The sequence below is a fragment of the Mesorhizobium neociceri genome (assembly GCF_013520985.1).
In the GTDB taxonomy this organism is placed as follows: Bacteria; Pseudomonadota; Alphaproteobacteria; order Rhizobiales; family Rhizobiaceae; genus Mesorhizobium; species Mesorhizobium neociceri.
Map to the genome: position 1 here is coordinate 130372 of NZ_JACDTY010000003.1, position 23693 is coordinate 154064.

The 23693-nt window shown below is 62.8% G+C and carries 23 protein-coding genes; 6 read left to right on the forward strand and 17 right to left on the reverse strand.

What is annotated here, in order from left to right; genetic code table 11:
* Positions 1-7: 7 nt before the first annotated feature.
* The 4 genes from H0241_RS08575 to H0241_RS08590 form a co-directional block, all read right to left on the reverse strand.
* Positions 8-499: an Lrp/AsnC family transcriptional regulator gene (locus tag H0241_RS08575; protein ID WP_006333679.1), complete on the reverse strand. Its 492-nt coding sequence runs from the start codon at positions 497-499 to the stop codon at positions 8-10.
* A 144-nt stretch (positions 500-643) separates the two neighbouring features.
* Positions 644-1261 carry a uracil-DNA glycosylase family protein gene (locus tag H0241_RS08580; RefSeq protein WP_181057007.1) on the reverse strand — a complete coding sequence of 206 codons (618 nt, stop codon included), beginning with the start codon at positions 1259-1261 and terminating at the stop codon, positions 644-646.
* A gap of 1 nt (position 1262) precedes the next feature.
* The gene (locus tag H0241_RS08585) at positions 1263-1874 is read right to left on the reverse strand and encodes a glutathione S-transferase (RefSeq protein ID WP_181057008.1); all 612 of its coding nucleotides are present in this window, start codon (positions 1872-1874) and stop codon (positions 1263-1265) included.
* Between the two features lie 48 nt (positions 1875-1922).
* Complete coding sequence (locus tag H0241_RS08590; protein ID WP_181057009.1) at positions 1923-2546, reverse strand: thermonuclease family protein; 624 nt, start codon at positions 2544-2546, stop codon at positions 1923-1925.
* 75 nt (positions 2547-2621) lie between these two features.
* Between H0241_RS08590 and H0241_RS08595 the strand changes: the two genes are divergently transcribed.
* Positions 2622-4142 carry a sensor histidine kinase gene (locus H0241_RS08595; protein ID WP_181057010.1) on the forward strand — a complete coding sequence of 507 codons (1521 nt, stop codon included), beginning with the start codon at positions 2622-2624 and terminating at the stop codon, positions 4140-4142.
* Between the two features lie 9 nt (positions 4143-4151).
* Here the strand turns inward: H0241_RS08595 and H0241_RS08600 are convergent, their stop codons facing one another.
* A complete protein-coding gene (locus H0241_RS08600; RefSeq protein WP_181057011.1) occupies positions 4152-5150 on the reverse strand; it encodes a nicotinate-nucleotide--dimethylbenzimidazole phosphoribosyltransferase in 999 nt (332 codons plus the stop codon).
* Between the two features lie 198 nt (positions 5151-5348).
* On the opposite strand from H0241_RS08600, the gene H0241_RS08605 reads away from it, so the two are divergent.
* Positions 5349-5582: a DUF1289 domain-containing protein gene (locus H0241_RS08605; RefSeq protein ID WP_181057012.1), complete on the forward strand. Its 234-nt coding sequence runs from the start codon at positions 5349-5351 to the stop codon at positions 5580-5582.
* A gap of 13 nt (positions 5583-5595) precedes the next feature.
* Positions 5596-6300: a TIGR02281 family clan AA aspartic protease gene (locus H0241_RS08610; protein WP_181057013.1), complete on the forward strand. Its 705-nt coding sequence runs from the start codon at positions 5596-5598 to the stop codon at positions 6298-6300.
* 5 nt (positions 6301-6305) lie between these two features.
* Here the strand turns inward: H0241_RS08610 and dusA are convergent, their stop codons facing one another.
* The 6 genes from dusA to H0241_RS08640 all read right to left on the reverse strand — a co-directional run bounded on the left by dusA (position 6306) and on the right by H0241_RS08640 (position 13613).
* A complete protein-coding gene (gene dusA, locus H0241_RS08615) occupies positions 6306-7307 on the reverse strand; it encodes a tRNA dihydrouridine(20/20a) synthase DusA (protein ID WP_181057014.1) in 1002 nt (333 codons plus the stop codon).
* Positions 7308-7405: 98 nt separating this feature from the next.
* Complete coding sequence (locus tag H0241_RS08620) at positions 7406-9271, reverse strand: DUF2264 domain-containing protein (RefSeq protein WP_181057015.1); 1866 nt, start codon at positions 9269-9271, stop codon at positions 7406-7408.
* A 139-nt stretch (positions 9272-9410) separates the two neighbouring features.
* Positions 9411-10637 (reverse strand): ABC transporter substrate-binding protein, encoded by a 1227-nt coding sequence (locus tag H0241_RS08625; RefSeq protein ID WP_181057016.1) that lies wholly within the window; start codon positions 10635-10637, stop codon positions 9411-9413.
* Positions 10638-10671: 34 nt separating this feature from the next.
* Entirely contained in the window at positions 10672-11754 is a 1083-nt protein-coding gene (locus H0241_RS08630) for an ABC transporter ATP-binding protein (protein WP_181057017.1), read from the reverse strand.
* Positions 11755-11797: 43 nt separating this feature from the next.
* Positions 11798-12694, reverse strand: a complete 897-nt coding sequence (locus H0241_RS08635) for a carbohydrate ABC transporter permease (RefSeq protein ID WP_181057018.1) — start codon at positions 12692-12694, stop codon at positions 11798-11800.
* Positions 12687-13613: a carbohydrate ABC transporter permease gene (locus H0241_RS08640; RefSeq protein WP_181057019.1), complete on the reverse strand. Its 927-nt coding sequence runs from the start codon at positions 13611-13613 to the stop codon at positions 12687-12689. Before H0241_RS08640 ends, H0241_RS08635 begins: the two co-directional genes overlap by 8 nt.
* A 150-nt stretch (positions 13614-13763) precedes the next feature.
* On the opposite strand from H0241_RS08640, the gene H0241_RS08645 reads away from it, so the two are divergent.
* Positions 13764-14990: a glycoside hydrolase family 88 protein gene (locus H0241_RS08645; RefSeq protein WP_181057020.1), complete on the forward strand. Its 1227-nt coding sequence runs from the start codon at positions 13764-13766 to the stop codon at positions 14988-14990.
* Between the two features lie 81 nt (positions 14991-15071).
* On the forward strand, positions 15072-16118 hold the full coding sequence (locus H0241_RS08650) for a LacI family DNA-binding transcriptional regulator (RefSeq protein WP_181057021.1): 1047 nt from the start codon (positions 15072-15074) through the stop codon (positions 16116-16118).
* Positions 16119-16172: 54 nt separating this feature from the next.
* Here the strand turns inward: H0241_RS08650 and H0241_RS08655 are convergent, their stop codons facing one another.
* From H0241_RS08655 to H0241_RS08680, 6 genes are all read right to left on the reverse strand, one after another.
* Complete coding sequence (locus H0241_RS08655) at positions 16173-19343, reverse strand: efflux RND transporter permease subunit (protein ID WP_181057022.1); 3171 nt, start codon at positions 19341-19343, stop codon at positions 16173-16175.
* A complete protein-coding gene (locus H0241_RS08660) occupies positions 19340-20794 on the reverse strand; it encodes an efflux RND transporter periplasmic adaptor subunit (RefSeq protein ID WP_181057023.1) in 1455 nt (484 codons plus the stop codon). The genes H0241_RS08655 and H0241_RS08660 overlap by 4 nt, the downstream gene beginning before the upstream one ends.
* A complete protein-coding gene (locus H0241_RS08665) occupies positions 20791-21192 on the reverse strand; it encodes a FixH family protein (RefSeq protein WP_181057024.1) in 402 nt (133 codons plus the stop codon). The genes H0241_RS08660 and H0241_RS08665 overlap by 4 nt, the downstream gene beginning before the upstream one ends.
* 131 nt (positions 21193-21323) lie before the next feature.
* The gene (locus tag H0241_RS08670) at positions 21324-21665 is read right to left on the reverse strand and encodes a hypothetical protein (protein ID WP_181057025.1); all 342 of its coding nucleotides are present in this window, start codon (positions 21663-21665) and stop codon (positions 21324-21326) included.
* Between the two features lie 115 nt (positions 21666-21780).
* Positions 21781-21939: a hypothetical protein gene (locus H0241_RS08675; protein WP_181057026.1), complete on the reverse strand. Its 159-nt coding sequence runs from the start codon at positions 21937-21939 to the stop codon at positions 21781-21783.
* A 180-nt stretch (positions 21940-22119) separates the two neighbouring features.
* A complete protein-coding gene (locus H0241_RS08680) occupies positions 22120-22422 on the reverse strand; it encodes a DUF982 domain-containing protein (RefSeq protein ID WP_181057027.1) in 303 nt (100 codons plus the stop codon).
* Between the two features lie 195 nt (positions 22423-22617).
* Here H0241_RS08680 and H0241_RS08685 point away from each other — a divergent pair, with 195 nt between their 5' ends.
* Positions 22618-23679 (forward strand): glycosyltransferase family 4 protein, encoded by a 1062-nt coding sequence (locus H0241_RS08685; RefSeq protein WP_181057028.1) that lies wholly within the window; start codon positions 22618-22620, stop codon positions 23677-23679.
* Positions 23680-23693 lie beyond the last annotated feature (14 nt).

Sequence of the window (23693 nt, forward strand, 5' to 3'; positions counted from 1 at the left end):
TTTAGCCTCAAGCCGCGTTGGCGCCTGATTCCTTGTCCAGCACCATGTAGTCGAGCGGCATTTCGGTCGTGTACTTGATCTGCTCCATGGCGAAGGACGACGACACGTCGCGGATTTCTATCTTGGCGATCAGCCGCTTGTAGAAGGCGTCATAGGCAGCGATGTCGGGCACCACCACGCGCAGGAGATAGTCGACGTCGCCGCTCATGCGGTAGAATTCGACCACTTCGGGAAATTCCTGGATCACCTCGGAGAAGCGGCGCAGCCATTCATGGCTGTGCGAATTGGTGCGGATCGACACGAAGACGGTGACGCGCACATTGACCTTCTCGTGGTCAAGGATGGCAACGCGCCGCTTGATGACGCCCTCTTCCTCGAGCTTCTGGATCCGGCGCCAGCAGGGCGTGGTCGACAGGCCGACTTTCTTGGCGACATCGGCAACCGCGAGCGTGGCGTCCTCCTGCAGGAGGCGGAGAATTTTTCTGTCGAGGCGATCCATTGAGGTGCTCCCTGGTGCAGGCCGCGTTCCCTCGGGCGCGGCGCGCTTTGGGAATAGATTGGCTATACTCCCTCTTATTTCGGCCTTTCACAAGAAAGAAATTCTGCAGAATGGCACAAAAGCGAGTGATATCTTGCTTAAAGCTTAAGCAATGCGATAGCGGATTTCCGATCTCAGGAACGGCAGCAAATCCATTTCAAACCATGGATTCTGCTTCAACCATCCTGAGTTGCGCCATGACGGATGCGGCAGTGGCAGCACTTTCAGGCTGGCCGGCGTATCCCAGATGGCGCGCCAGTCCCTCACTGTTTCGGTCAGCGAGGCGCGCTGCGCCGCGACCATGTGCCAGGACTGCGCGTAGGAGCCGATGGTCAGAACGAGATCGATCTGCGGCATCAGCGCCATCAGCGGGGCGCGCCAGGCCGGCGCGCATTCGCGGCGCGGCTGCAGGTCGCCGCCCTTGGCGTCCTGGCCGGGAAAGCAGAACCCCATCGGCACGATGGCGAATTTCTCCGTATCGTAGAATTCGTCCGTGCTGACGCCCAGCCAGCTTCGAAGCCGGTCGCCGGACGCGTCTGTGAACGGCATGCCGGACAAATGAACCTTGGTGCCCGGCGCCTGGCCGGCGAGCAGGATACGGGCGCTGGATGACGGCAGCAGCACCGGGCGCGGCTCATGCGGCAGCGGCCGGCCGACCGGATTGTCGACGCAGATGCGGCAGGCGCGGATCTTTGCCGTCAGGCGTTCAAGCTCCGCCTCCATCTCAGGCGGAAGCGCTCGGCCGGCTCGAGACGGCGCTGTACCAGCGCAGCACGTTGGCGCACTCGTCCGGTACCTTGATGCGCGCCGGTTTCATGAAGTCGATGGCGATCATCCCGGTGATATCGGCGATCGAATAGGCCTCGCCGGCGGCGAATTCCCGGTTTGCCAGTTCGGTGTCGAGCAAGCTCAGGAATTCGACCGCTTTCACCTTGTTGGCTTCGCCCCATTCGGGGACTTGCGGAATTTCCCACTCTTTCATCGCCGGATGGATATGGCGAAAGGCCTGAGCGACGCAGCTGAGCAGATTGAACTCCATGCGCCTTTGCCACATCTCGACCTTGGCCTTGCCGAGCGCGCCTTGCCCGAACAGCTGCGGTTCGGGATGCAATTCCTCGAAATAGCGGCAGATGGCGACGGATTCGGTGATGATTGTGCCGTCGTCGAGCTCTAGCACCGGCAGCCGCCGCAGCGGGTTGCGTGAACTGACCGGCTCCTGCCTGTGACCCATTGCGCCCATGTCGACCGGCACAAGCGGCACCTCGATGCCCTTCTCGGCGAGGAAGACCCGGACACGCCGCGGATTGGGGGCGCGGCCACCGTCGAACAGTTTCATCTCAATCCTCCCGATCTTGCCGACAGACTATAGGACACGGCGCGCTCCTTACCGGAACCGAAAAAATTCACACAAGGCGTCACCGAGCGAAGCTAGCGTGCCGTGCCGTCTTTCGGCCGGTCCCTCATGGTGGCTTTCGCGCCAGTCCTGCGGCTCGTCGAACGTGCCGGCCCAGATACCGGCCTTGCCGGCGCGGGCAACGGCCTGCTCGGTTTCATAGTCGCCATAGGCAATGGCCCAGCCGGCCTCGACCTGGGCCCGGTTCAAATCCTTGCCGCCGGCCTTGCAGTCGCCAAGCAGGCGGCCATAGCGGTCGCGCTGCCAGCCGCTGCAGGTCACCGGATTGCCTGATATCAGCCGCACCAGCGCCTGGCGCGCCAGCCTGCCGCAGGCATAGTCAGCGCCGTCCTTGCGGCAGATCTGCTGGTATTCCGGAGCATCGATGCCGCGCATGCGGATGCGTTCAGTGCCAAGCGTGAGTGAATCGCCATCGTTGACGATCGCAGCCCCCTCCGCCTTGCGCGTCTCGAAGCGGTCGAGCCGCGCGGCGAGCAGGATCAGCAGGCCGAGCACGATGATCGTCAGCGCATAATCCAGCAATCTGCGCCACAGGCTTCGCGGCGGTGGCGGATAGTATCGCCGGCGCGGCCTTGGCGACCACGAACGGCTCATATGGCAAACAGTCTCTTAATCATTCGAACGTAGCTTAACGATTTGAGATCGCTGCGCGCATAAATTGAAGTTTCCATGCCTCTGCTACGCTCGAACACAGCGGATAAATTCATTGTGGACCGCAGGAAACCGCACCGCAACAGCGATGTGGCGCGCGCGGTGCGCAGAACGCGCGACCGTCTTTCGCAACAGGTCGGCAATCTCGACTTCGACCGCGAGCTGCTGAAGCTGCATGCGCGCGCCATGGTCGGGGGTGCGACCGTCATTCCGCTTTTGGTGCTGGCGATCGCGGCGACCGGGCTTCTGGCGGGGATGGACAAGCAGATCAGCATCTGGGCGCTGTTCACGCTGATCTGCTATTCGATCGTTGCCTTCATGGCGCGGCGCGTCGAACGCACCGAAGCGGCCGAACTCGACCCTATTTTGACACGCCGGGATTTTCTGATCGGCCATTCGCTGTGCGGCCTCGGCTGGGCGTGGTTCGCCTGGATCGGCTGCACCGCCTGCCAGATCGACCATTTCCAGGTGGTCAAGGCGATCGTGCTGCTGCTGGCGATGGCGGCGACCGCCATTACGGCGTCGTCGTTGCGCGGCTCGCTGCTCGCCACCTTCGTCATTCCGGTGGCGGTCTATGCCTATGCCGAAACGAAGCTGTGGATGCCGGTCGAGACGATGATGGTCGGGCTGCTGGTCGCCGCATTGCCGTTCTTCGTCTATATCGCGCGCCATCTCAACCGCTCGTCGCTGATGCTTCTGTCGTTCCGCTCCGAAAAGGATGCGTTGCTCGCCGAGGTGGAGACGGCAAAGTCGATGTCGGACGAAGCTCGTCGGCGGGCCGAAGACGCCAATCTGGCGAAGTCGCGCTTCCTCGCCTCGATGAGCCATGAGCTGAGAACGCCGCTCAATGCCATTCTCGGTTTTTCCGAGGTGATGGCCAACGAGGTGCTGGGACCGATGAGCAACCCCACCTATCGCGACTACGCCAGCGACGTGCACGATTCCGGCCAGCATCTGCTCGACCTGATCAACGAGATCCTCGACCTGTCGCGCATCGAGGCCGGCCGCTACCAGCTCAACGAGGAGCCGGTGATGCTGCTCAACATCGCTGAAGATTGCTGCCACATGATGGAGTTGAAGGCGCGCAACAAGGACATCCGCATCGTCCAGGACTTCGAAATCACCTTGCAGCGCCTGTTCGCCGACGAGCGCGCGGTGCGGCAGATCATCCTCAACCTTCTGTCCAATGCCATCAAGTTCACCGCCACTGGCGGCGAAGTTCGTGTGCGCGTCGGCTGGACGGCGGGCGGCGGCCAATACATTTCGGTCAAGGACAACGGGCCGGGCATACCGGACGACGAAATCCCGATCGTGCTGTCCGCCTTCGGCCAGGGCTCGATCGCCATCAAGAGCGCCGAACAGGGCACCGGACTCGGGCTGCCGATCGTGCAGGGCCTGCTCGCCATGCATGGCGGCGAATTCGAACTTCTTTCCAAGTTGCGCGAAGGCACCGAGGCGATCGCCATCTTCCCGCTGAGCCGGGTGATGGAGGAATTGCCGGCGCTGCCGACCAAGGCGGTAGCGGCTCGTCGGCGCTAGCGGCCTGTTCTATGCTCTGACCGCTGCCGCCATGCCTGAACTGGTAAGCGCTGCGGCCTTGACCAGGCCGGCGGCAAGGGCTGCCCCTACCCCCTCGCCGTGGCTGACGCCGAGATCGAGCAGCGGCTTGAGGCCGAGCCGCTCGGCGGCCAGCCTTTGGCCGGGCTCCGGCGACAGGCTGGCTAGCAAACAATGGTCGAGTGCAGCCGGATTGGCCGCGTGCAGCACGGCCGCGGCGGCGGTCGCGGCAAAGCCGTCGAGCAGCACCGGGATCTTCTGCATCCGGGCCGCGATGATGGCGCCGGCGATGGCAGCGAACTCGCGGCCACCGACCCGACGCAACGCTTCGAGCGGGTCTTTCACAGCAGCGCCGTGGAAGGCAATCGCAGCGTCGACCACATCAGCCTTGCGTGCCTGCATCGGCGTGTCGGCGCCCGAGCCGGGGCCAACCCAGTCGCGGCCGCGGCCGCCGAACAGGGCCGAGCACAAGGCCGCTGCAACGGTGGAGTTGCCGACGCCGAGATCGCCGAGGCAAATCAGATCGGCGCCGCCGGCAATCGCTTCCATGCCGAAGGCCATGGTGGCGGCGCAGCCGCGTTCGTCGAGCGCGGCGTCCTCAGTGATATCGGCGGTCGCAATGTGCAGCGCCAGGTCGAACACTTTCAGGCCAAGATCGTTGGCGATGCAGACCTGGTTGATCGCGGCGCCACCGGCAGCACAAAGCTCGACGGCGTTGGCGGTCGCCGCGACAGTGCGCGGCGAAATGCCGTGACGGGTGACGCCATGATTGCCGGCGAAAATCGCCACCAGTGGCCGGTTCACCGCCGGCGGCGCGCGCCCATTCCAGGCGGCAAGCCACGCCGCGATGTCCTCGATGCGGCCAAGCGAAGCGATCGGCTTGTCGGCATTGGCAAACAGCGTGCGCACGCGCGCTTCGGCCGCCTCGTCAGCCGGCGGCAGGTTTGCCAGCAGATCGCGGAAATCGTCGAAAGGCAGTGCGCTGGTCATGGCGTCGGTGCTCGTCTGATGAATTTCCAAGCGGCATAGCCGCCTTGCCCGGCCGGCACAACCATCAAGCCGCAACACCAGGCCGTGCCGCAAAAGCGGCTGCGGGCGGCGAAATCCGGAGGGCTTGCATTGGCTTTGCCGTTGCACCATGTGGAAGCGAGACAAGGGATTCTTCAACGGAATCCCCAAGAGAACATCATGACGGCCATCGAATCCCCCTGCATCCTGGTCTGTTCGATCGACATGAAAACCGGCTTTTGCTTCGGTTGCGGCCGCACGCGCGATGAAATCGGCGCCTGGATGGGCATGACGCCGGAGGTGCGCAGCAGCGTCATGGCCGAATTGCCGGCCCGGCTGGAAACGGTCGAGCGCCGGCCGCGCCGGGAAACCCGCCGCAGCCGTATGGCGCGCGAGCGCGACGTCCTCTCGTGAAACGGCAGACCCAATGAATCGACTGTTCTGGATCGTGATGGCGGCAATCGGCGTCGGCCTGGTGTTGCTGATGATCAACAACGACGCCGGCAGCACGTTCGGCGTCGAGAACTCCGATTTCAGCCGGCTGGTCTGGCTGGGTGCGATCGGCGTGCTGGTCGGCGCCGGGCTTGTCCGATCCGGCCGGCCGCTCGGCGCCATGGCCCGCAATCTCGGCACCTGGGCCGTGATCGTGCTGGCCCTCATCGCCGGCTACCAGTACCGCTACGAGTTGCAGGATTTCGCCAGCCGGGTGACGGCCGGCCTCGTTCCCGGCAGCCCGCTGGCGCTGGGCGTCGAGGACGGCCATGCTACCGTGACCCTGGACAAGGCCGACAGCGGCCATTTCGAAGCTCGCATCACCATCAACGGCGCGCCGATCCGCACCGTGGTCGACACCGGCGCGACCAGCACGGTGCTGACGGCCGAAGATGCGCAAGCGGCCGGCTTCAATCCGGCTGCGTTGAGCTTCACCATCCCCGTCTCGACCGCCAACGGCATGGCGCGCGCGGCGTCGGTGCGCACTGACGAACTGGCGATCGGCGGCATCGTGCGCAAGAACATGCAGGTCATGGTTGCCGCGCCGGGCGCGCTCAGCCAGAGCCTGCTCGGCATGAATTTCATCGGTTCGCTGTCGGGTTTCGACGTGCGCGGCGACCGGATGATTTTGCGCGACTGAATCGCCTAGGCGGCTTTTTCACCACGGTCGAAATCGACGGCGGCAAATGCTACTTTCAGCACATCCGGCCCCGCGCCGGGCTTTGTCGCATCGGTCGACAGAATCTGCCGGAAGCGTCGCGCGCCAGGCAGACCATGGAACAGCCCGACCATGTGGCGGGTGACGTGGCCGAGCCGTCCGCCCTGCTCGATATGCAGCGCGGCATAGTCGGCCATCGTGTCGATAAGCGCGGCAAAATCGAACGCTTCGGCTTTGTCGCCGTAGAACGCTGCGTCGACGCCGGCGAGAATGCCCGGCGTGTGGTAGGCGGCGCGACCCAGCATGGCGCCATCGACATGATCGAGGTGCCGAATAGCCTCCTCAAGCGATTGAATGCCGCCATTGATGCCGATGAATTTGTTCGGTTTTCCGGCCTTGAGGCGATAGACCCTGTCATAGTCGAGCGGCGGGATATCGCGATTTTCCTTCGGGCTCAGCCCCTCCAGCCAGGCCTTGCGCGCATGCACCCAGAGCGCGTCGGCGCCGGCCGCGAACACACCGTCAGCCAGCGCATCGAGCGCGGGCTCGGGATCTTGCTCGTCGACGCCGATACGGCATTTGACCGTCACCGGAATTTTCACCGCAGCCTTCATCGCCGCCACGCAATCGGCGACAAGGTCAGGCACTTTCATCAGGCAAGCGCCGAACGTGCCCGACTGGACGCGGTCCGACGGGCAGCCGACATTGAGATTGATCTCGTCATAGCCGAAAGCCTCGCCGATGCGCGCCGCCTCGGCAAGCTTTTGCGGATCGGAGCCACCGAGCTGGAGGGCTACCGGATGTTCGGTCTCGTCAAAGCCAAGCAGCCGTTCGCGTGCGCCATGGATGACGGCGTCCGCCACCACCATCTCGGTATAGAGCAGCGCACGACGCGTCAGCTGGCGATGGAAGAACCGGCAATGCCGGTCCGTCCAGTCCATCATAGGGGCGACCGAAAGCCGGACGCTTTTGTAATCGTTTTCTTGCATTCTAGGTGGCTCTGCCGCTGCAAACGGTTCGAATTGCCGCTCACATAAGCGATTTCGCGGCATTTTCCTACCCGCAACGCCACGGTGTTCAAACCACTCTATTTGCGCCTCATCAGCGTGACCGGTTTGCCCTTGGTCGCTACGAGCGCATGCAGAGCGCGCGGATCGGGCTTCGGCGGCAATGTCTGCAGTGCCGCGCGCGCCGCTGCCGGGTTGCCGAGCGCGATCACCGCGCAGCTCAAGACGCTGAGGCCTGCCCGAATTTTCACCGTCAACTGCGGGACGCAGGTTTTGGGCGCAACGAGGTTGGTGTTGGGCTGGGCCAGAAGCACCTTTCCGGTACGCCGGAACGATGGTGAAAGGTCGATCAGGGCAGAGAGATCAGAAGGCGTCTCAAGGATTGCCGAACCCTCCAACGCTTCAAATGCATTGGCCGATCCGTCTATGCGCGGAATGGCGAAGCCGCCTTCGGTCGTACGCAGGTCACGCGGCGTGTCGATCCGATGAACACGCACGTGGAAATCGCCATGCCAATACAGCCAGGTCTCGACCTTGACGTCCCGATAGGGCCGCCAGCGCGAGAACAGCACACGGTCGGCAACCATTGCCTCCTCATTGTCCTCGCGGATGCGGAAATGGAGGCCGTCGTCGCTGAAGCCGATCATGTTGTCGAGAACGGCATCGGCAAAACGGGTCTGATCGCTTTCGATGCTGAACCCGTAGCGCGCCGAATAGGCGAACTTGGAGTATTTTTGCGAACCGAAACGGGCCCATGTATCGCGTGGCCCCACTTGCTGGCCACTTGATAGCGCGATCGCATCGCCGGGCGGATTGGCGATGATCATCCCGGCGTGGATCTGGACGGAGACACCTTGCCGTTCGGGGCAGTTCCGTTCCCTCGCCGCCCAGAATGGATGCTCGGCAGGCAAGGCCAACGGCAGGAACGCCTTCAACGCCCAGTAGGGTGATTGCGGCGAATTGTATGGCTCGCACATCAGCAGGTTCGGATAGCCGTATCCGACGGGGAGGATGCCATCCCGCGCGGCCATCGGCTGTTTCGCCCACCAACGCAGATTGCGCAGATAGAAGCCCTTGAGGTCGCCCCACGGCAGCGCCTCATCGTCGGCGAAGGCGAGCGCGCCAAAGAAGCCGGCAATCGCAAAACGATACGTCATGGAACGGCCGAAGACGAGGGCCGGGCCGTCGTCGGCAAACCAGCGGGACATGTCGTCGGCGATCAACCTGGCGCGCTGTCGGTAGGCCTGTGTGTGGCCGCTGCCGTCAAGCACGGCGAGGATGAGGCCGTAGAAGTGGAACGCAAACGGAATGTAATGATCGGCGCGGCGCGTGTCGCCGTCGCTGTACCAGCCGTCGCCGAGGTACAAGGCTTCGATCTCGGCGACATATTCCTCGTCCAGGCTGCGATCGTGGTCAGCGCCGACCGCATTAAGCCCCATGCCGATCAGCAGGCGGAAGAACTTCCAGTTGTTGCCACCAAACACGCATTCGTGGCCACGGCGCAGGTAGACCGCCACATTGGCGCGGGCATTCGCGTCGAGCGGCTCCCAGATCTTGTCGGCAACGAGCCGCAGGGCAAAACCGATCGCCGCAAGTTCAACTAGCCGCTGGTCGCGGTCGCCGGGCGTGCCCCAGTATTCGGGATGGCCGGGGTCGGTCCCCGCCGCGAGGCCGCGTGCGATCGGCGCCCAATCGATCCAGTCGGCGCCTCCGACCTGCGCCGGAACGAGGCCCCAGAGCAGGCGAGAATAGCCTTCAAGGTCTGCCGCCGCCTGACCGAAATGAGCCGCGGTCGCCTCGATGCGTATGCGCGCACCACCTTTGGAGCGGTATTTTTCGACAGGGAGCGCGAGGGCCTTCAGCGCCATTTCGACGTCGGCCCGGGTCTCGAGTGGATTGCCCGCCCATGGTCGGAACAAGGAATCGGGGTAGATATCGTCACGCATGAGCTGCCTGCTGTGCCTAAGAAATTGGCGCGGCGCCAACTGGGAGGTGGCGCGCCGCGCCGGTCAAGGGCCGAGAACCTCTAGCCCTTGAGGATGCGTCCGGCCTCGGCGACAAGTTGCTCAGCGGCATCAGCCGGCGTCAACTGGCCAAATGCGAGCTTGTCGGCATCGGGCGGAATGCACGCTCCTCGAACTCCGAAGCGCCCAACGGAACCGGCGGCGGATAGGGTCCGACGCGGCCGGCAATAGACGCGATATAGTCCATCGTCTTCCTGGCGACCGCATCGATTGTGGGCGTGACGACATTTCGCACGTCGAGATTGACCGGCACACCGCGCTCGACACCCAGCACCTTGCCGGCTTCAATGTCGTTGACGAAGAAGTCGATGAACTGGGCAGCGAGATCCGGGTTCTTTGCGGTGCTGGCGATCGACCAGTGCAGACCCGGTCGGTAGAACAAGCCCGACGGCGCAGTCTCCGACAGAATAGGCAATGAGGTGATTTCGAGCGGGTTTTTGGTGACCGCCTGATAGGCCGGCAACTGGTTGGAAAAGGCGATCGCCATCACGGCATTGCCGGTCGACAGCGGGTTGGAATCAACCAGCAGCTTGTCCAGCGCCTGGATCTCGGCAGGTACGCAGCCGCCATTCTTGGCCAGGCTGTCCCAGTAGCCGTACCAGTCCTTGGCGTCCTTCGCGTCGAAGCCGATCTTGCCATCCTCGTTGAACAGCTTCTTGCCGCGCTGCACCAGAAATGCGTTGAAGGCATAATTATAGCGGCAGGCATTGCCGACTGCCCACACGTTCTTTTTGCCGATGGCCTTGGTCAGCTCGATGCAGGTCTTGGCGAAATCGTCCCAGGTGGTTTTCGCCGATGGTGGCGCAATGCCGGCCTGTTTGAAGGCTTCGCTGTCATAGAGCAGCGCGAAGGCGTTCAGCGAGAGCGGCATCCCGGTGACCTTGCCATCGACCGTACCCAGATCGAGCACACCCTTGGCCAATTTGTCGGTGCGAATAACCTTGCCGAGATAGTCGTTCAGCGGGAGGTTGGTGCCGCGGCGGCTGTAGTCGGCGAAACGGCCCGGCTCCAGCTGGAATATGTCGGGAGCGTTGCCACCGGCGATCATCGTCGTCAGCTTGGGCCAATAGTCGGCCCCGCCGACCTCGCCATTGATCTTTACGCCGGCATGCGCGGCTTCGAACAATTTGGCGACGCCGAGCGTGCGCTCCGCCCGGGCGGGCGTTCCCCACCAGTAAAGGCGCATGGTCGCATCCTGCGCCAGCGCTTTCAGGATTGGCGTCTGAGACATCGCGGCGGCGCCGCCAAACAGCAGTCCGTTGCGCAGAAGTTCGCGTCTGTTGAGCATGCTTTCCTCCCTGAAAGAATGGATCTTGGTTGTTTCAGCCGTCGACGCGGCGACCTTCACTGTCGAAGAGATGGCAGTGTTCGGGTCCGGTGCAGATGTCCAGCACATCGCCGGCGGCAATCCGTTGCTGGCCTTCCAGCGCGACCGTCATCGATTGCCTGTCGGCAAGGCGGCCATAGGCGATCGTCTGGCCGCCAAGATGCTCGACATGGACGACCGTGAGCGAGCCGAGTTTCAATCCCCTGCTTTCGCCAATCCGGATATGCTCTGGCCGCACGCCGAGGCTGAGCTTTTCGCCTGGAGCGGGGGTATCCGTGGCCGGTACCACCACTGCCGATCCGGCCAGATCGATGGCCAGGCCATTGCTGCCCGACGCGACCGCCCGAACGTCGAGGAAATTCATCTTCGGCGAGCCGATGAAGCCTGCCACGAAGCGGTTGACCGGCCTGTTGTAGATTTCGAGCGGCGTGCCCTGTTGCTCGATGACGCCGGCACGTAGCACGACGATGCGGTCCGCCAGCGTCATCGCCTCGACCTGATCGTGCGTGACGTAGATCATCGTCGCGCCGATGTCGGCGTGCAGCCTGGCGATTTCGACGCGTGTCTGAACGCGCAACTCGGCGTCAAGATTGGACAGAGGTTCATCGAACAGGAATATCTTTGGATCGCGTACGATGGCGCGGCCGATGGCGACGCGCTGGCGCTGTCCACCGGAAAGCTGCTTGGGTTTGCGGTCGAGCAATTGCGAGATTTGCAGGATGTCGGCGGCCTTGCGCACGCGCTTGTCGATCTCCGCCTTCGGCATGCGCGCCGTCTCGAGCCCGAACGACATGTTCTTGTAGACGCTCATATGCGGATAGAGCGCGTAGGACTGGAAGACCATGGCGATGCCGCGCTCGGCAGCCGCCTTCTCGTTCATACGCTTGCCGCCGATCGACAGTTCGCCGCCGGAGATCGGTTCGAGACCGGCAATCATGCGCAGAAGCGTGGACTTGCCGCATCCGGATGGCCCCACAAAGACGACGAACTCGCCGCTGCCGATCTGGAGGTCGACACCGCGGATGATCTCGGCGGCGCCGAATCGCTTCTGGATCTTGCTCAGGGACAGCGTGGTCATGTCATGTCACCTCGTTGAAAGGCTGGTGTCGCCGGGTTGCCGGTCATCGCTTCATGCCCGTCGTCGCGATGCCTTCGATCAGCAATCGTTGGAACAGAATGAACAGGATGAAGATCGGCAGCACCGTCAGCGTCGACATTGCGAGCAACGCGCCCCAGTCCGACTGGGCAGTGGCGTCGACGAAGGTGCGAAGCGCGAGCTGCGCGGTGTAGTTCTGGATGTCGTTCAGATAGATCAGCGGGGCGAAGAAATCGTCCCAGGTCCAGATGAAAGAGAACACCGCGGCGGTCGCAAGCACCGGCATCGAAAGCGGCAGGATCACCTTCAGGAAGATGCGCAGCGGCCCCGCGCCGTCCATGATTGCGGCTTCATCCAGTTCGCGCGGGATACCGCGAAAGAACTGCACCATCAGGAAGATGAAGAACGCGTCGATGGCGAGGAACTTCGGCACGACCAAAGGCAGGATCGTGTTCACCCAACCAAGCTTCAGGAACATCACATATTGCGGGATCAGCAAGGCGTGCTGCGGCATCATCAGCGTGCCGAGCATCAAGGCGAACCAGAAGCCGCGCCCCTTGAAGCGGAGCCGCGTGAAGGCATAGGCGGCCATCGAGCATGAGAACAAATTGCCGATCACGACCAGAACCGAGATGAGCAGCGAGTTCAGGAACATCTGGCCGAAGCCGACGCTCAGGCCGGTCCAGCCGCGCCGGTAAGCATCGAGCGAGAAGTCTTGCGGGATGAGCGAGGTCGAGGTGAAAATCTCGTTGTCCGGCTTGAACGAACTCGCGACCATCCACAGCATCGGATAGAGCATGATGAAGCTCACGGCGATGAGCAGCGCGTAGATCAGCGCACGCACCATGACCGAGGTACCTTGCGCCGTTTCGGCGACGGCTGCTTCCCCGACAACGGCCGATGAAGAGACCGCGTCAGTCATCGTAGTGCACCCAAAATCTGGCGGTCAGGAACGACATCGCCGTGAAGAAGGCGATGATCAGCACCAACACCCAAGCGAGCGCCGATGCGTAGCCGAAGCGGAAATTGATGAACGCCTCCTGATAGAGGTAGAGCGTATAGAAGAGCGTCGAGTCGATTGGCCCGCCGGTGCCGTCGCTGATCACGAAGGCCGAGGTGAATGCCTTGAACGCATCGATGGTCAGGATCACGGCGTTGAAGAAGATGACCGGCGTCAACAGCGGCAGCGTTATCTTGAAGAACTGCCGGCTGCGGCCGGCGCCGTCGATACTCGCCGCCTCGTACATGTCTTGCGGGATTTGACGCAAGCCCGCGAGAAAGATGATCATCGCCGAGCCGAACTGCCAGACCGCCAGCAGAACGATCGTGTAAAGCGAATAGGATGGATTGGATATCCAGCTTGGTCCCTCGTAGCCGAAGAGGCCATTCAGCGCCTGATTGAGCAGGCCGTCGCCGGCGAAAACCTGCCGCCAGAGCACCGCAATTGCGACGCTGCCGCCGACGAGTGACGGCAGATAGAAGATGGCGCGAAACAGCGACAGGCCGCGCAGTCCCTTGTTCAGCGCAACTGCAACCGCCAGTGCGAACAGCAGTTTTAGCGGCACAGAGAGCAGAACGAAGGTGAAGGTGACGTTCATTGCCGTCCAGAAGCGCGGATCGTCGGTAGCAATGCGGAGGTAGTTGTCGGCGCCGACCCAGTTCGGCGCCGACATGCCGCTGTAGTCGGTCATGGAGAAGTAAAGCGAGGCCAATGCAGGCCCGAGGGTCAAGGCGAAGAAGCCGATGAGCCATGGCGCGAGGAAACCATAGCCGGCCAGCTGCTCTCGCAGACCAGAGCGGTCGCGAGGCGCCTTCAATTCGAATGCGGCGACTGCCGACATGCCATCCCTCTTTCCCAACGACGCGACAGCACTGTGCTGCAGCTCACGAACGGCGATTTTCCAAACCGGACGCCTCCGATGCCGGCAAATTAGGATTCGAAAGTTTTGTCGTCAAGAGAAAGTTTCTCTATTGACAGAAATTTAGTCGACATGCGAAATGACCTGCAGTTGAACAAGGTCAGCAACATGGGCGTCGAGCGAAGCAGCTATTTCCAGGCCGTCGAGGTCACCGATCCGGACCCCCAGCGCGACCGGCGCCAGCAGGCGCTGGCCCGTTGCATCGAGCGGCTGCGCGCCACGATGCCCGTCATCGGTCTGCGCAATCCCAAGATCGGCCTTGCCGACAACACATGGAGCTATTGCGGCCCCTATGATTGGGTGATCAGTTTCCAGGCAGGACAATTGTGGCTGGCGCTGCAACTGACGGGTGATCCGGTTTTTCTGAACGCTGCCCGTGCCCGCCGCCCTGTGTTCCGGGGCATTCTGGCCAACCACGGCGCGCAGGATCACGACCTGGGCTTTCAGTTCTCGCTGGGCTGCGTCTCCGATTGGCTGATGACGAGTGACCGCGAAGTGCGTCAGATGGCGCTGGAGGCCGCGACCGCCTTGCTGGGGAGATATCGACCGGAAGGTCGTTATATCCAGGCCTGGAACGCGCGGTCCATTCATGGCGGGACGCGGGCCGAATTTGCCAATGGCCGCATCATTGCCGACACGATGCAAAACCTCGCGCTGCTCCACTGGGCGCATGGCGAGACCGGGCGCATGGACTTTTACGATGTCGCCGAGGGACATGCGGCCACCACGTTGAAACATGTGGTGCGCGCCGATGACACCAGCTTCCACACCTTCGTTTTCGATACCGCCAGCGGCAAGCCGCTGCGTGGCGAGACGCACCAGGGCTATGCCGACGGTTCCTGCTGGTCGCGCGGTCAGGCCTGGCTGATCCATGGCTTCGCGCAATGCGCCACCGCCACCGGCAGCCCGCTCTACCTGGACGCGGCCCGCCGCCTTGCCGCCAAGGCGGAGGGGTTGATGGAAACCGACGGCGTCCCCGTCTGGGACTACTCAGCGCCCAATGCCGTCAACGCACCGCGCGACAGTTCCGCCGGCGCGATCATGGCTGCCGGCGTGTATATGCTTGCCCACCAGTGTGAGCCGGAAGAGGCCGCGCGCTGGCGCGCTTTTGGGGCGCGCCTGCTTGCCGGACTGCTCGACAGTTGCGATCTCACCGAAGATGCGGGTGCGCAGGGCATGCTCGCGCATGGCGCCGCGCATGTCACTGCCGGCTTTTCGGACAACATGCTGCCTTACGGCGATTATTATTTCATGGAAGCCTTGATGCGTTCACTTGGGCACACCCAGTTCTTTTGGTAGAGAATCAATGGCAATACACAGTAACCTGCCTGTACGACCTTCAGGAAATCAGCAAACCCAGCATCGGAAGCAACATTCCTGATGGACGACGAAGCCAACGCCCCTACCCTTCGCGATATTGCCGATGCGGCTGGCGTTTCGGTGGCTTCCGTTTCGAAGGTCCTCAACAACAGGAGCGGCGTTGGCGAGGAGAGCCGCCGCAAGATCCTCGATATAGCCGAGCGTTACGGTTACCAGGGCAAGACGGCGCGGTCGCTGCATAAAGCGGGTGTCGACAGCGCCGCAATGCTGATGCCGGCGGAATTCTATTCGCGTTCGCAGTTCTACGAGGACGTCATCCGTGGCGCCCTGGACGAGGCGGCCGCCCATTCGCTGAAGATCGACGTGCGCCTGATTTCCCTCGATTCGGTGGTGGCCGAGGTGGAGGAGCTGCTGCAGGCCGGCAAGACCGGGGCGATCGTCGCGATCGGCCTCGACCAGCCGGAAGCGCTGGAAAGGATCATCGCCAGTAAACTGCCTGCCGTTCTGATCAACGGCATGGACCGCACGATGCGCCTGAACAGTGTCCTGCCCGACAACTGGTCAGCGGGTTGGCTGGCGACGCAGCGTTTGTTGAGCGCTGGGCATCGCGAGATCGTTCATGTCGCCCTGCCACATCGCCTGTCCTTGCGCCGCCGGCTCGAGGGTTTCAGGGTTGCGCTCGAGGAAGCCGGCATCCGGTTCGATCCGCAGCGCCATGTCCTGGACCTGTCCAAATTCGGCGTCCAGGAATCGCAAACGCAGCAGGTTGTCCGGCAGGCGCTGCAGGACGGCAGCCTGGCCGATGCAACCGCCTTTTTCTGCAGCACCGACATCGTCGCGCTGGGTGTCATGCAGGCGCTGCAAAGCAGCGGCTTCTCGGTTCCGGAAGATTTCTCCGTCATCGGCCTCGACGATATCGCGGTCGCCCTTCATAGCCGCCCACCGCTGACGACCATTCGCATCGACCGGCTCGAACTGGGCCGTGCCGGCATACAGATGCTGATGAAACGCATCGCGGATCCGGGCGCAAACATTGTGCGCGTCAACATCGGCGTGCAATTGGTCGAACGCGCCACCGTCGGCCCGGTGCGAAAAACGGCTCGGTGAAAGCATCGAGGGGCACCGCCACCCCCATCGGCGGAGGGCGTGGCGGCGACCTCTTCACTCGGCAGCTAGCGGCAGCGCTGCGACCCGTTCAACGGTGTTAGGCGCACTGGCAGCGCGCGGCAGCCGCCAGCCCTTGACCAGGCCATAGACCGCCGGGATCACCACCAGCGTCAGCAAGGTCGACGAGATCATGCCGCCGATCATCGGAACGGCGATGCGCTGCATGACCTCCGATCCAGTGCCGGTACTCCACAGGATCGGCAGCAGGCCCGCCATGATCGCCACCACCGTCATCATCTTCGGTCGCACGCGCTCTACTGCGCCCACCATGATTGCAGAGTGCAGATCAAGCCGCGTCAGCGCCCGCCCCCCGGCAACTGCCTTTGCCTTCGCTTCGGACAGCGCATGATCGAGGTAGATCAGCATAATGACGCCGGTCTCGGCGGCCACGCCGGCAAGGGCAATGAACCCCACGGCCACGGCAACCGAGGTGTTGAACCCCAGCCACCACATGAGCCACACTCCCCCAACCAGCGCGAACGGCAGCGACAACATGACGATCAGCGTTTCGGTCAGGCGACGGAAGTTCAGAAATAGCAGCAGGAAGATCACCGCCAGCGTCATCGGGACGACAATCTTCAGACGCTCTGCGGCGCGCTCGAGATATTCGAACTGCCCGCTCCAGGCGACTGAGTAGCCAGCTGGCAATGTGACATTCTTCGCCACAGCCGCCTGAGCGGCGGCGACGTAGCCGCCAAGGTCACGGCCGGCAATGTCGACGAAGATATAAACCGCCAGCTGGCCGTTCTCGGTGCGGATGGAGGTCGCACCCCGCGTCAGTTCGACCTTGGCGACCTCACCGAGCGGCACCGTGCCGCCACCGGGAATCGCTATCTGCACCTCGCGGGCGATTGACTGCGGATCACTGCGCAAGGCACGTGGATAGCGGATGGCAACCCCATAGCGTTCGCGCCCTTCAACCGTCGAGGTGATCACCTCCGAGCCCAATGCCATGGAGATGACATCCTGGACGTCGCCGATCGAAAGCCCATAGCGGCCGAGCGCATCACGGTCGGGGACGATGTCGAGATAGTAGCCGCCGATGACCCGCTCGGCATAGGCGCTCGACGTGCCCGGTACCGTCTTCAGGACCCCTTCAACCTGTCGGGCGACCTTCTCGATTTCCGCGAGGTCAGTGCCATAGACCTTGACGCCAACGGGGGTACGGATGCCGGTGGCGAGCATATCGATGCGGGCGCGGATTGGCATCGTCCAGGCATTGGAGACACCTGGAAACTGCAACGCTGCGTCCATCTCGGTTTTCAGGCTGTCAGCGGTGACTCCCGGCCGCCATTGGGATTTCGGCTTGAGGTTGATAATCGTTTCGAACATTTCGGTAGGCGCCGGATCGGTTGCTGTCTGCGCCCGGCCGGCCTTGCCGAACACGCTTTCCACCTCTGGAAACGACTTGATGATGCGATCCTGCATCTGCAAAAGCTCGCCCGCCTTGGTGACCGAGATCCCCGGCAGGGTTGTCGGCATATACATCAGTGTGCCTTCATCGAGTGCCGGCATGAACTCGCTGCCGAGCTGCCGTGCCGGCCATACCGTGATCGCCAGTGCAGCCAGCGCCAGAACAATGGTGAGCGTCTTGGCCCGCAGCACGCCGGCAATGATCGGCCGATAGAGCGCGATCAGAACGCGGTTGAGCGGGTTCTTGTGCTCGGGGATGATGCGGCCGCGCACGAACACCACCATCAGCGCCGGCACAAGCGTCACCGACAGCAGCGCCGCCGCTGCCATGGAAAATGTCTTGGTGAAGGCGAGCGGGCCGAACAGTCGTCCCTCCTGACTTTCCAGCGTAAAGATCGGCAGGAAAGAGACCGTGATGATCAGCAGGCTGAAAAACAATGCCGGGCCGACCTCGCTCGCCGCGTCGATCAGGATTTCGATGCGTGGCTTGTCTGGGGGTGCGCGCTCAAGATGCTTATGCGCATTCTCGATCATAACAATCGCCGCGTCGATCATGGCGCCGATCGCGATGGCGATGCCGCCGAGACTCATGATGTTGGAGCCGATGCCGAGCGCCTTCATGGCACCAAAGGCCATCAGGATGCCGACCGGCAGCATAATGATCGCCACCAAGGCGCTCCGCACGTGGAGCAGGAACAGGATCGTCACCAGCGCTACCACGATGCTTTCCTCGACCAGGGTCGATTTCAACGTTTCGATCGCAGAATCGATCAGCTTGGAGCGGTCATAGACCGATACGATCTCGGCGCCTTCAGGCAGGCTTTTCTGAACGTCGGCGAGGCTTTGCTTGACGTTGTCGATGACGCTGAGCGCGTTGGCGCCGACACGCTGTAGAACGATGCCGCTGGCCACTTCGCCCTCGCCATTCAGTTCGGCGATGCCGCGGCGCTCGTCGGGGACGATCTCGACACGAGCGACGTCACCGAGCCGCAGCGGCACACCGCCTTGGGTCCTGAGTACGATGCTCTCAATATCGGCGGTGCTCTTCAGATAACCGCGGCCACGCACCATGAACTCGAATTCCGAGATCTCGACGGTGCGCCCGCCGGTGTCCATGTTGCTGCTTCGCACTGCCGCACCGACCTCGGCGAGCGTGACGCCCTGAGCGCGCAGGCGCGCCGGGTCGACGACGATTGAATATTGCTTGACGAAACCGCCTACGCCGGCCACTTCCGAGACGCCTTCGGCCTTGGAGGCACCGAAGCGCACGACCCAATCCTGCAACGAACGCAGTTCGGCCAGCGACATGTTCTTGGCGACCACTGCGTATTGATAGACCCAACCAACGCCGGTGGCGTCGGGACCGAGCGTTGGCGTGACGCCGGCAGGCAGGCGACTTGCCGCAGCATTCAGATACTCGAGCACGCGGCTGCGGGCCCAATACGGGTCCGTTCCATCCTGGAAAATCACGTAGACGAAGGACACGCCGAAGAACGAGAAACCCCTGACTACCTTCGATTTCGGCACGGTGAGCATGGCGGTGGTCAGTGGATAGGTGACCTGGTCCTCGACCACTTGCGGCGCTTGTCCAGGGTAGTCGGTGAAGACGATGACCTGCACGTCGGACAGATCGGGGATCGCGTCCAGCGGCAAGGTCTTCACCGCGTAGATCCCTGCTCCGGCGGCGAATGTGGCTGCGAAGAACACAAGCAGCAGATTGCGCGCAGACCAGGCGATGAGTTTGGCGATCATGGCTTGGCCTCCGCCGGTGTCAGACCGGAGAGAGCGGCCCTGAGATTGCTTTCGGCATCGATGAGGAAGTTCGCCGAGACCACGACCCGGTCGCCGGCGGCGATGCCGGTCATAATTTCGGCCATGCCGTCACCGCGCATGCCGATTTTCACATCACGAGGCTCGAAGGCACCGTCGCCCTTGTCGACGATCACCACCTGGCGATCGCCGGTGTCGATCACCGCGCTATCGGGCACGGTCACCACCGCCTTGCCGTCGCCCGTCGCAATATCGACGTCGGCGTACATGTTGGCGAGCAAGACCCGGTCAGGATTCGGCAGTTGAATGCGCACTCGGGCCGTGCGGGTTTGCATCGCGATTTCCGGGTAGATCAGATCAACCCGGCCGGCAAACTCCCGACCCGGCAGGCTGCGTATCTGGATCGTCGCAACGGCACCGACGCGGATCGAGCTCAGTTCGTATTCCGGCACGTCGGCCATGACCCACATGCTGGATATGTCCGCGATACGGAACAGCGTCTGGCCGGCCGAGGCCATCATGCCGTCGACCGCCATCCGCTCGAGGATCACCCCGCCGCGTGGTGCGGTGAGGGTGACGCTGAGCGGCACCTTGCCGGTCTTTCTGATGGTATCGATGGTCTCGGCCGGCACGCCGAGGTTTTTCAGGCGCTGCACCGCGCCATCGGCGGCAGCGCCGCTTTTGAGATTGACTGCGTATGCGGCCCCGGCGCTGGTGATCTCGCGGGCATAGAGCCCGACCAGCGGTTTGCCCTCCGCCACCACCTCTCCGGCGGTCACGTCGGCGACGTCCTCGATGAAGGCCTCGGTGCGGGTGGAAATCACGCTGATGCGGCGCTCGTCGAGCTGAACTGTGCCCGGCACATGCACCGGCCGCACCACCTGTCCCATTGCCGCCAGCACCGTCTTGACGCCGGTTCGTTGCAGCTTGCCGGTGGAGACCTTGACCGTTGCGCCGTCGTCCGCCTCGCCTTCGAAGACCGGGATGTAGTCCATCCCCATCGAATCCTTCTTCGGCGTGGTCGAGGTATCCGGCAGGCCCATCGGGTTGCGGTAGTAGAGGATCTTGCGCACGCCAGATTCAGCGGCCGTTGTTGTTTGGGCTGGCGTAACTTCAACCGAGGGTGTGGCCTGCGGCGCGAAACTCACGTCTTTACTGGCGCGAACGGCGACGAAATCATGCCCGTCGGGGGCCTTCCTCGGCACTGCCGAGTAAGCTGGTTTGCCGTCGGGATGGCGGTAATAGATGACCGTTTCCTGCGGGACGTCCGCAGCCATCGCCTGCGGCTCCTGACCGGTGAGCCGTGCTGCCAAGGCTTGGAGGGTCGGCATAGCGGTGCTGGCATCGAGCCCTTGGTGCCCGACCCAATAGCCACCCGCCCCCGTCCCCGCCGCGATTACGGCGAGGACGAAGAAAGCCGATGTTCGGCTCATTGGACAGCCTTGAGAACCAGTTTGCTCTCGACGGTTTCCGCCTCGCCCTGGACCTTGGCAGCGACGGAAAAACGCCAGCCGCCGGCCATGCTGAGGTTGGCCTTGAACCGGTAGACGCCAGGCTCATCGGATGATGTCGGCTCAACGGTGGTGGCCATCATTTCCATGCCATCAGGAGCCATATCCATACGCGTAGTAAAGATCACCGCGTCTGGCACGGTCTTGCCCGAGCGTTTGTCGACAAGGCGCACGGCGACGATTGCGCCCTCACCTTGCTTGATTTGCGTGTCGACGAGCCGGAATTCGTAGTCGGCGGCGCCGGCAAATGCCGAGCCCACGGCGAGGAAGGAGCCCAGCGCAGCGAGCGCCAGGACATTCAGTCTGATGTGCGATTTCATGTATGTTTCATTCCCGTGATCTGATCGGGCCGTGCCTGCGCACGGCATGGCTGCACAGCGCATACGGCCATGCAAAAGGCGGCGTGGGTGTCAGCCCGCGCCGTCAGCGGCGAAAGAATCGCCTTGGACGATCAGATTCGGGGAGGTCGGGAAGGTGGTTTGCTGGCCAGAGAGGCAAGCTCAAACTCGCGGCCATGCCGTAACGACTGACTCGCTACCACCCGTGGGGTAAACAGCACCTCACCGGCGGCGAGCCCGCTGAGGCCGGTCAGGCACAAAGCGACGAAGGGACAGGTTTTGCCGCAATCATTCTGCGGAGTCTGCTGCTTGGGGCAACAGTCCATGTCGACAGCCATACCTGCGGTCAAAACAGCCGGCATGGCAGGTCCGGCAATAGCCGCGCCGATTGGCGCGAGCAGCAGCCCGGCCAAAGCGAGTATCACCAGCAATCGTCCAAGCACGAACCGCTTCATTGCGTTGAGCCTTGCCACAACTCCAGCCGCTTGAACAGACGTTCGCGGCGAAGTGATGAACACGTGATCAATGGAGGCGGACTGAATTGTTCGCCGCGTCCGCCCTACCTGCGGCTCAATTCGAGCGTCTGTCGATGTAGGTGTAGACGCCGGCTCCGATAGCAACCGCGCCGACTGTGATCACGATCGATGGCGCGCCCATCAAACTGGCAAGGACCGCCCAGATGAGGGCGATGACGATAGCGCCGAGCGTTCCCAGGATCAGTCTCGGCAATGTCTGCCCCTCCACGTGCGGACCGTCCGGGGCCGTCAACCACCGGTCGTGCGAAACACCGCATGAAAGCACAGTGTAGACTGTAAGGTGAAGGGCCGCGCCAGAATACTCTGGCGTGAAGAACGCTGCCCGCGTCGCCACGGCGCAGGTGTTCAATCGTCAAATGGCTGGACCGACCGCCTAGCGCCTCAGCGCGTAAACTTCGGCGATACTTTCGCCGCCCATTGGCATAGCCATGTCGTCGTCGAGCAGGCGGGTGATACGGGCAAAGCCGGTGAAGGCCTTCCTTGCCTCCTCAGGCGACATCCGGCCAGATAGCGCCGCGGAGCAGCAATTCAGGGCACATTGATACACAGGTCCACGCCGTCCCGACGGCCATTTCTGCAGAAAGACCATCGCTTCGGCAACGCTATCGACTTCCTCGACGGGGTGTCCCTGCCCGCGCGCAATGCGCACCGGCGTAAAGAAATGCAGGCGGTCCATTTTGTTTCTCTCCCTGGTCGGCCGCAGTGCGAACCAACCCTATTAAACTCGCTCACCGCGCTTTGGTTCCCGCCTGTTGCAAAAAAATTTCGCGCTGGTTGGCTTGAGATCGCCGGCGGCCGGCTTTTGTCCGGAACGTTCGGCCGGCTGATGCATTTCGTTCCCGTATTCGCCTTTTGAGGGACAGTTCAGCACATGCGCATTGCCCACGTCGCCCCTTTGCACGAATCCGTGCCGCCCAGGCTCTATGGCGGCACCGAGCGGATCGTTTCCTATCTCACCGAAGGGCTGGTCGAACTCGGCCATGAGGTGACACTGTTTGCCAGCGGCGACAGTCACACCTCGGCCAGACTGATACCCGGACGCGAACGCGCGCTGCGCCTCGATCCGCGCCCGCTCAAGTCGGAGACAGCAGCGCATCTTGCGATGCTGGCCGATGTAAGGAATCGAGCCGATGACTTTGATATCATTCATTTTCACCTCAGCCATTTCCTGCATTTCTCGTTCTTCGAGACCATGCCGGATAAGACGGTGACGACGCCACATGGCCGGCTGGACTATGTCGATCTGGCGCCGGCCTATGAGCGCTTTCCGCGCTTTCCCCTAATCTCGATCTCGGGCAGCCAGAGGACCGGACTGGCCAACGCCAACTGGCTGGCGACCATCCACCACGGCCTGCCGGCCGGGCTCTATCAGCCGACATTCGAGCCTCCGGCGGACGAACCATATCTCGCTTTTCTCGGCCGGCTGTCGCGCGACAAGCGGCCGGACCGCGCCATCGACATCGCCTTGCGCTCGGGCATGAAGTTGAAGCTGGCGGCTAAGATCGGCGATGACGACCGCGCCTATTTCCACGAGACGATCGAACTGCTGATCGACGGCGACCGCATCGACTATATCGGTGAGATAGCCGAGGACGAGAAGGCTGTCTTCCTCGGCAATGCCGCCGGGCTCTTGTTTCCGATCGACTGGCCGGAGCCGTTCGGCCTTGCCGCGATAGAGGCGATGGCGTGCGGTACGCCAACCATCGGCTGGAATTGCGGTGCGCTGCCGGAAGTCATCGACCAGGGCGTTACTGGCTTTATCGTCGATTCGCTCGACGCCGCAGTCGCCTCGGTACCGGCCTTGCTGCGGCTCGACCGGCGCAAGGTGCGCGCCGTTTTCGAAAAGCGGTTCTCCGCCAACAGGATGGCCCGCGACTATCTCACTGCCTATGCGCGCCTGATCGGCATTCCAGCGGAAGCGAAAGCGTCTTGAGCGACGGCGGATGT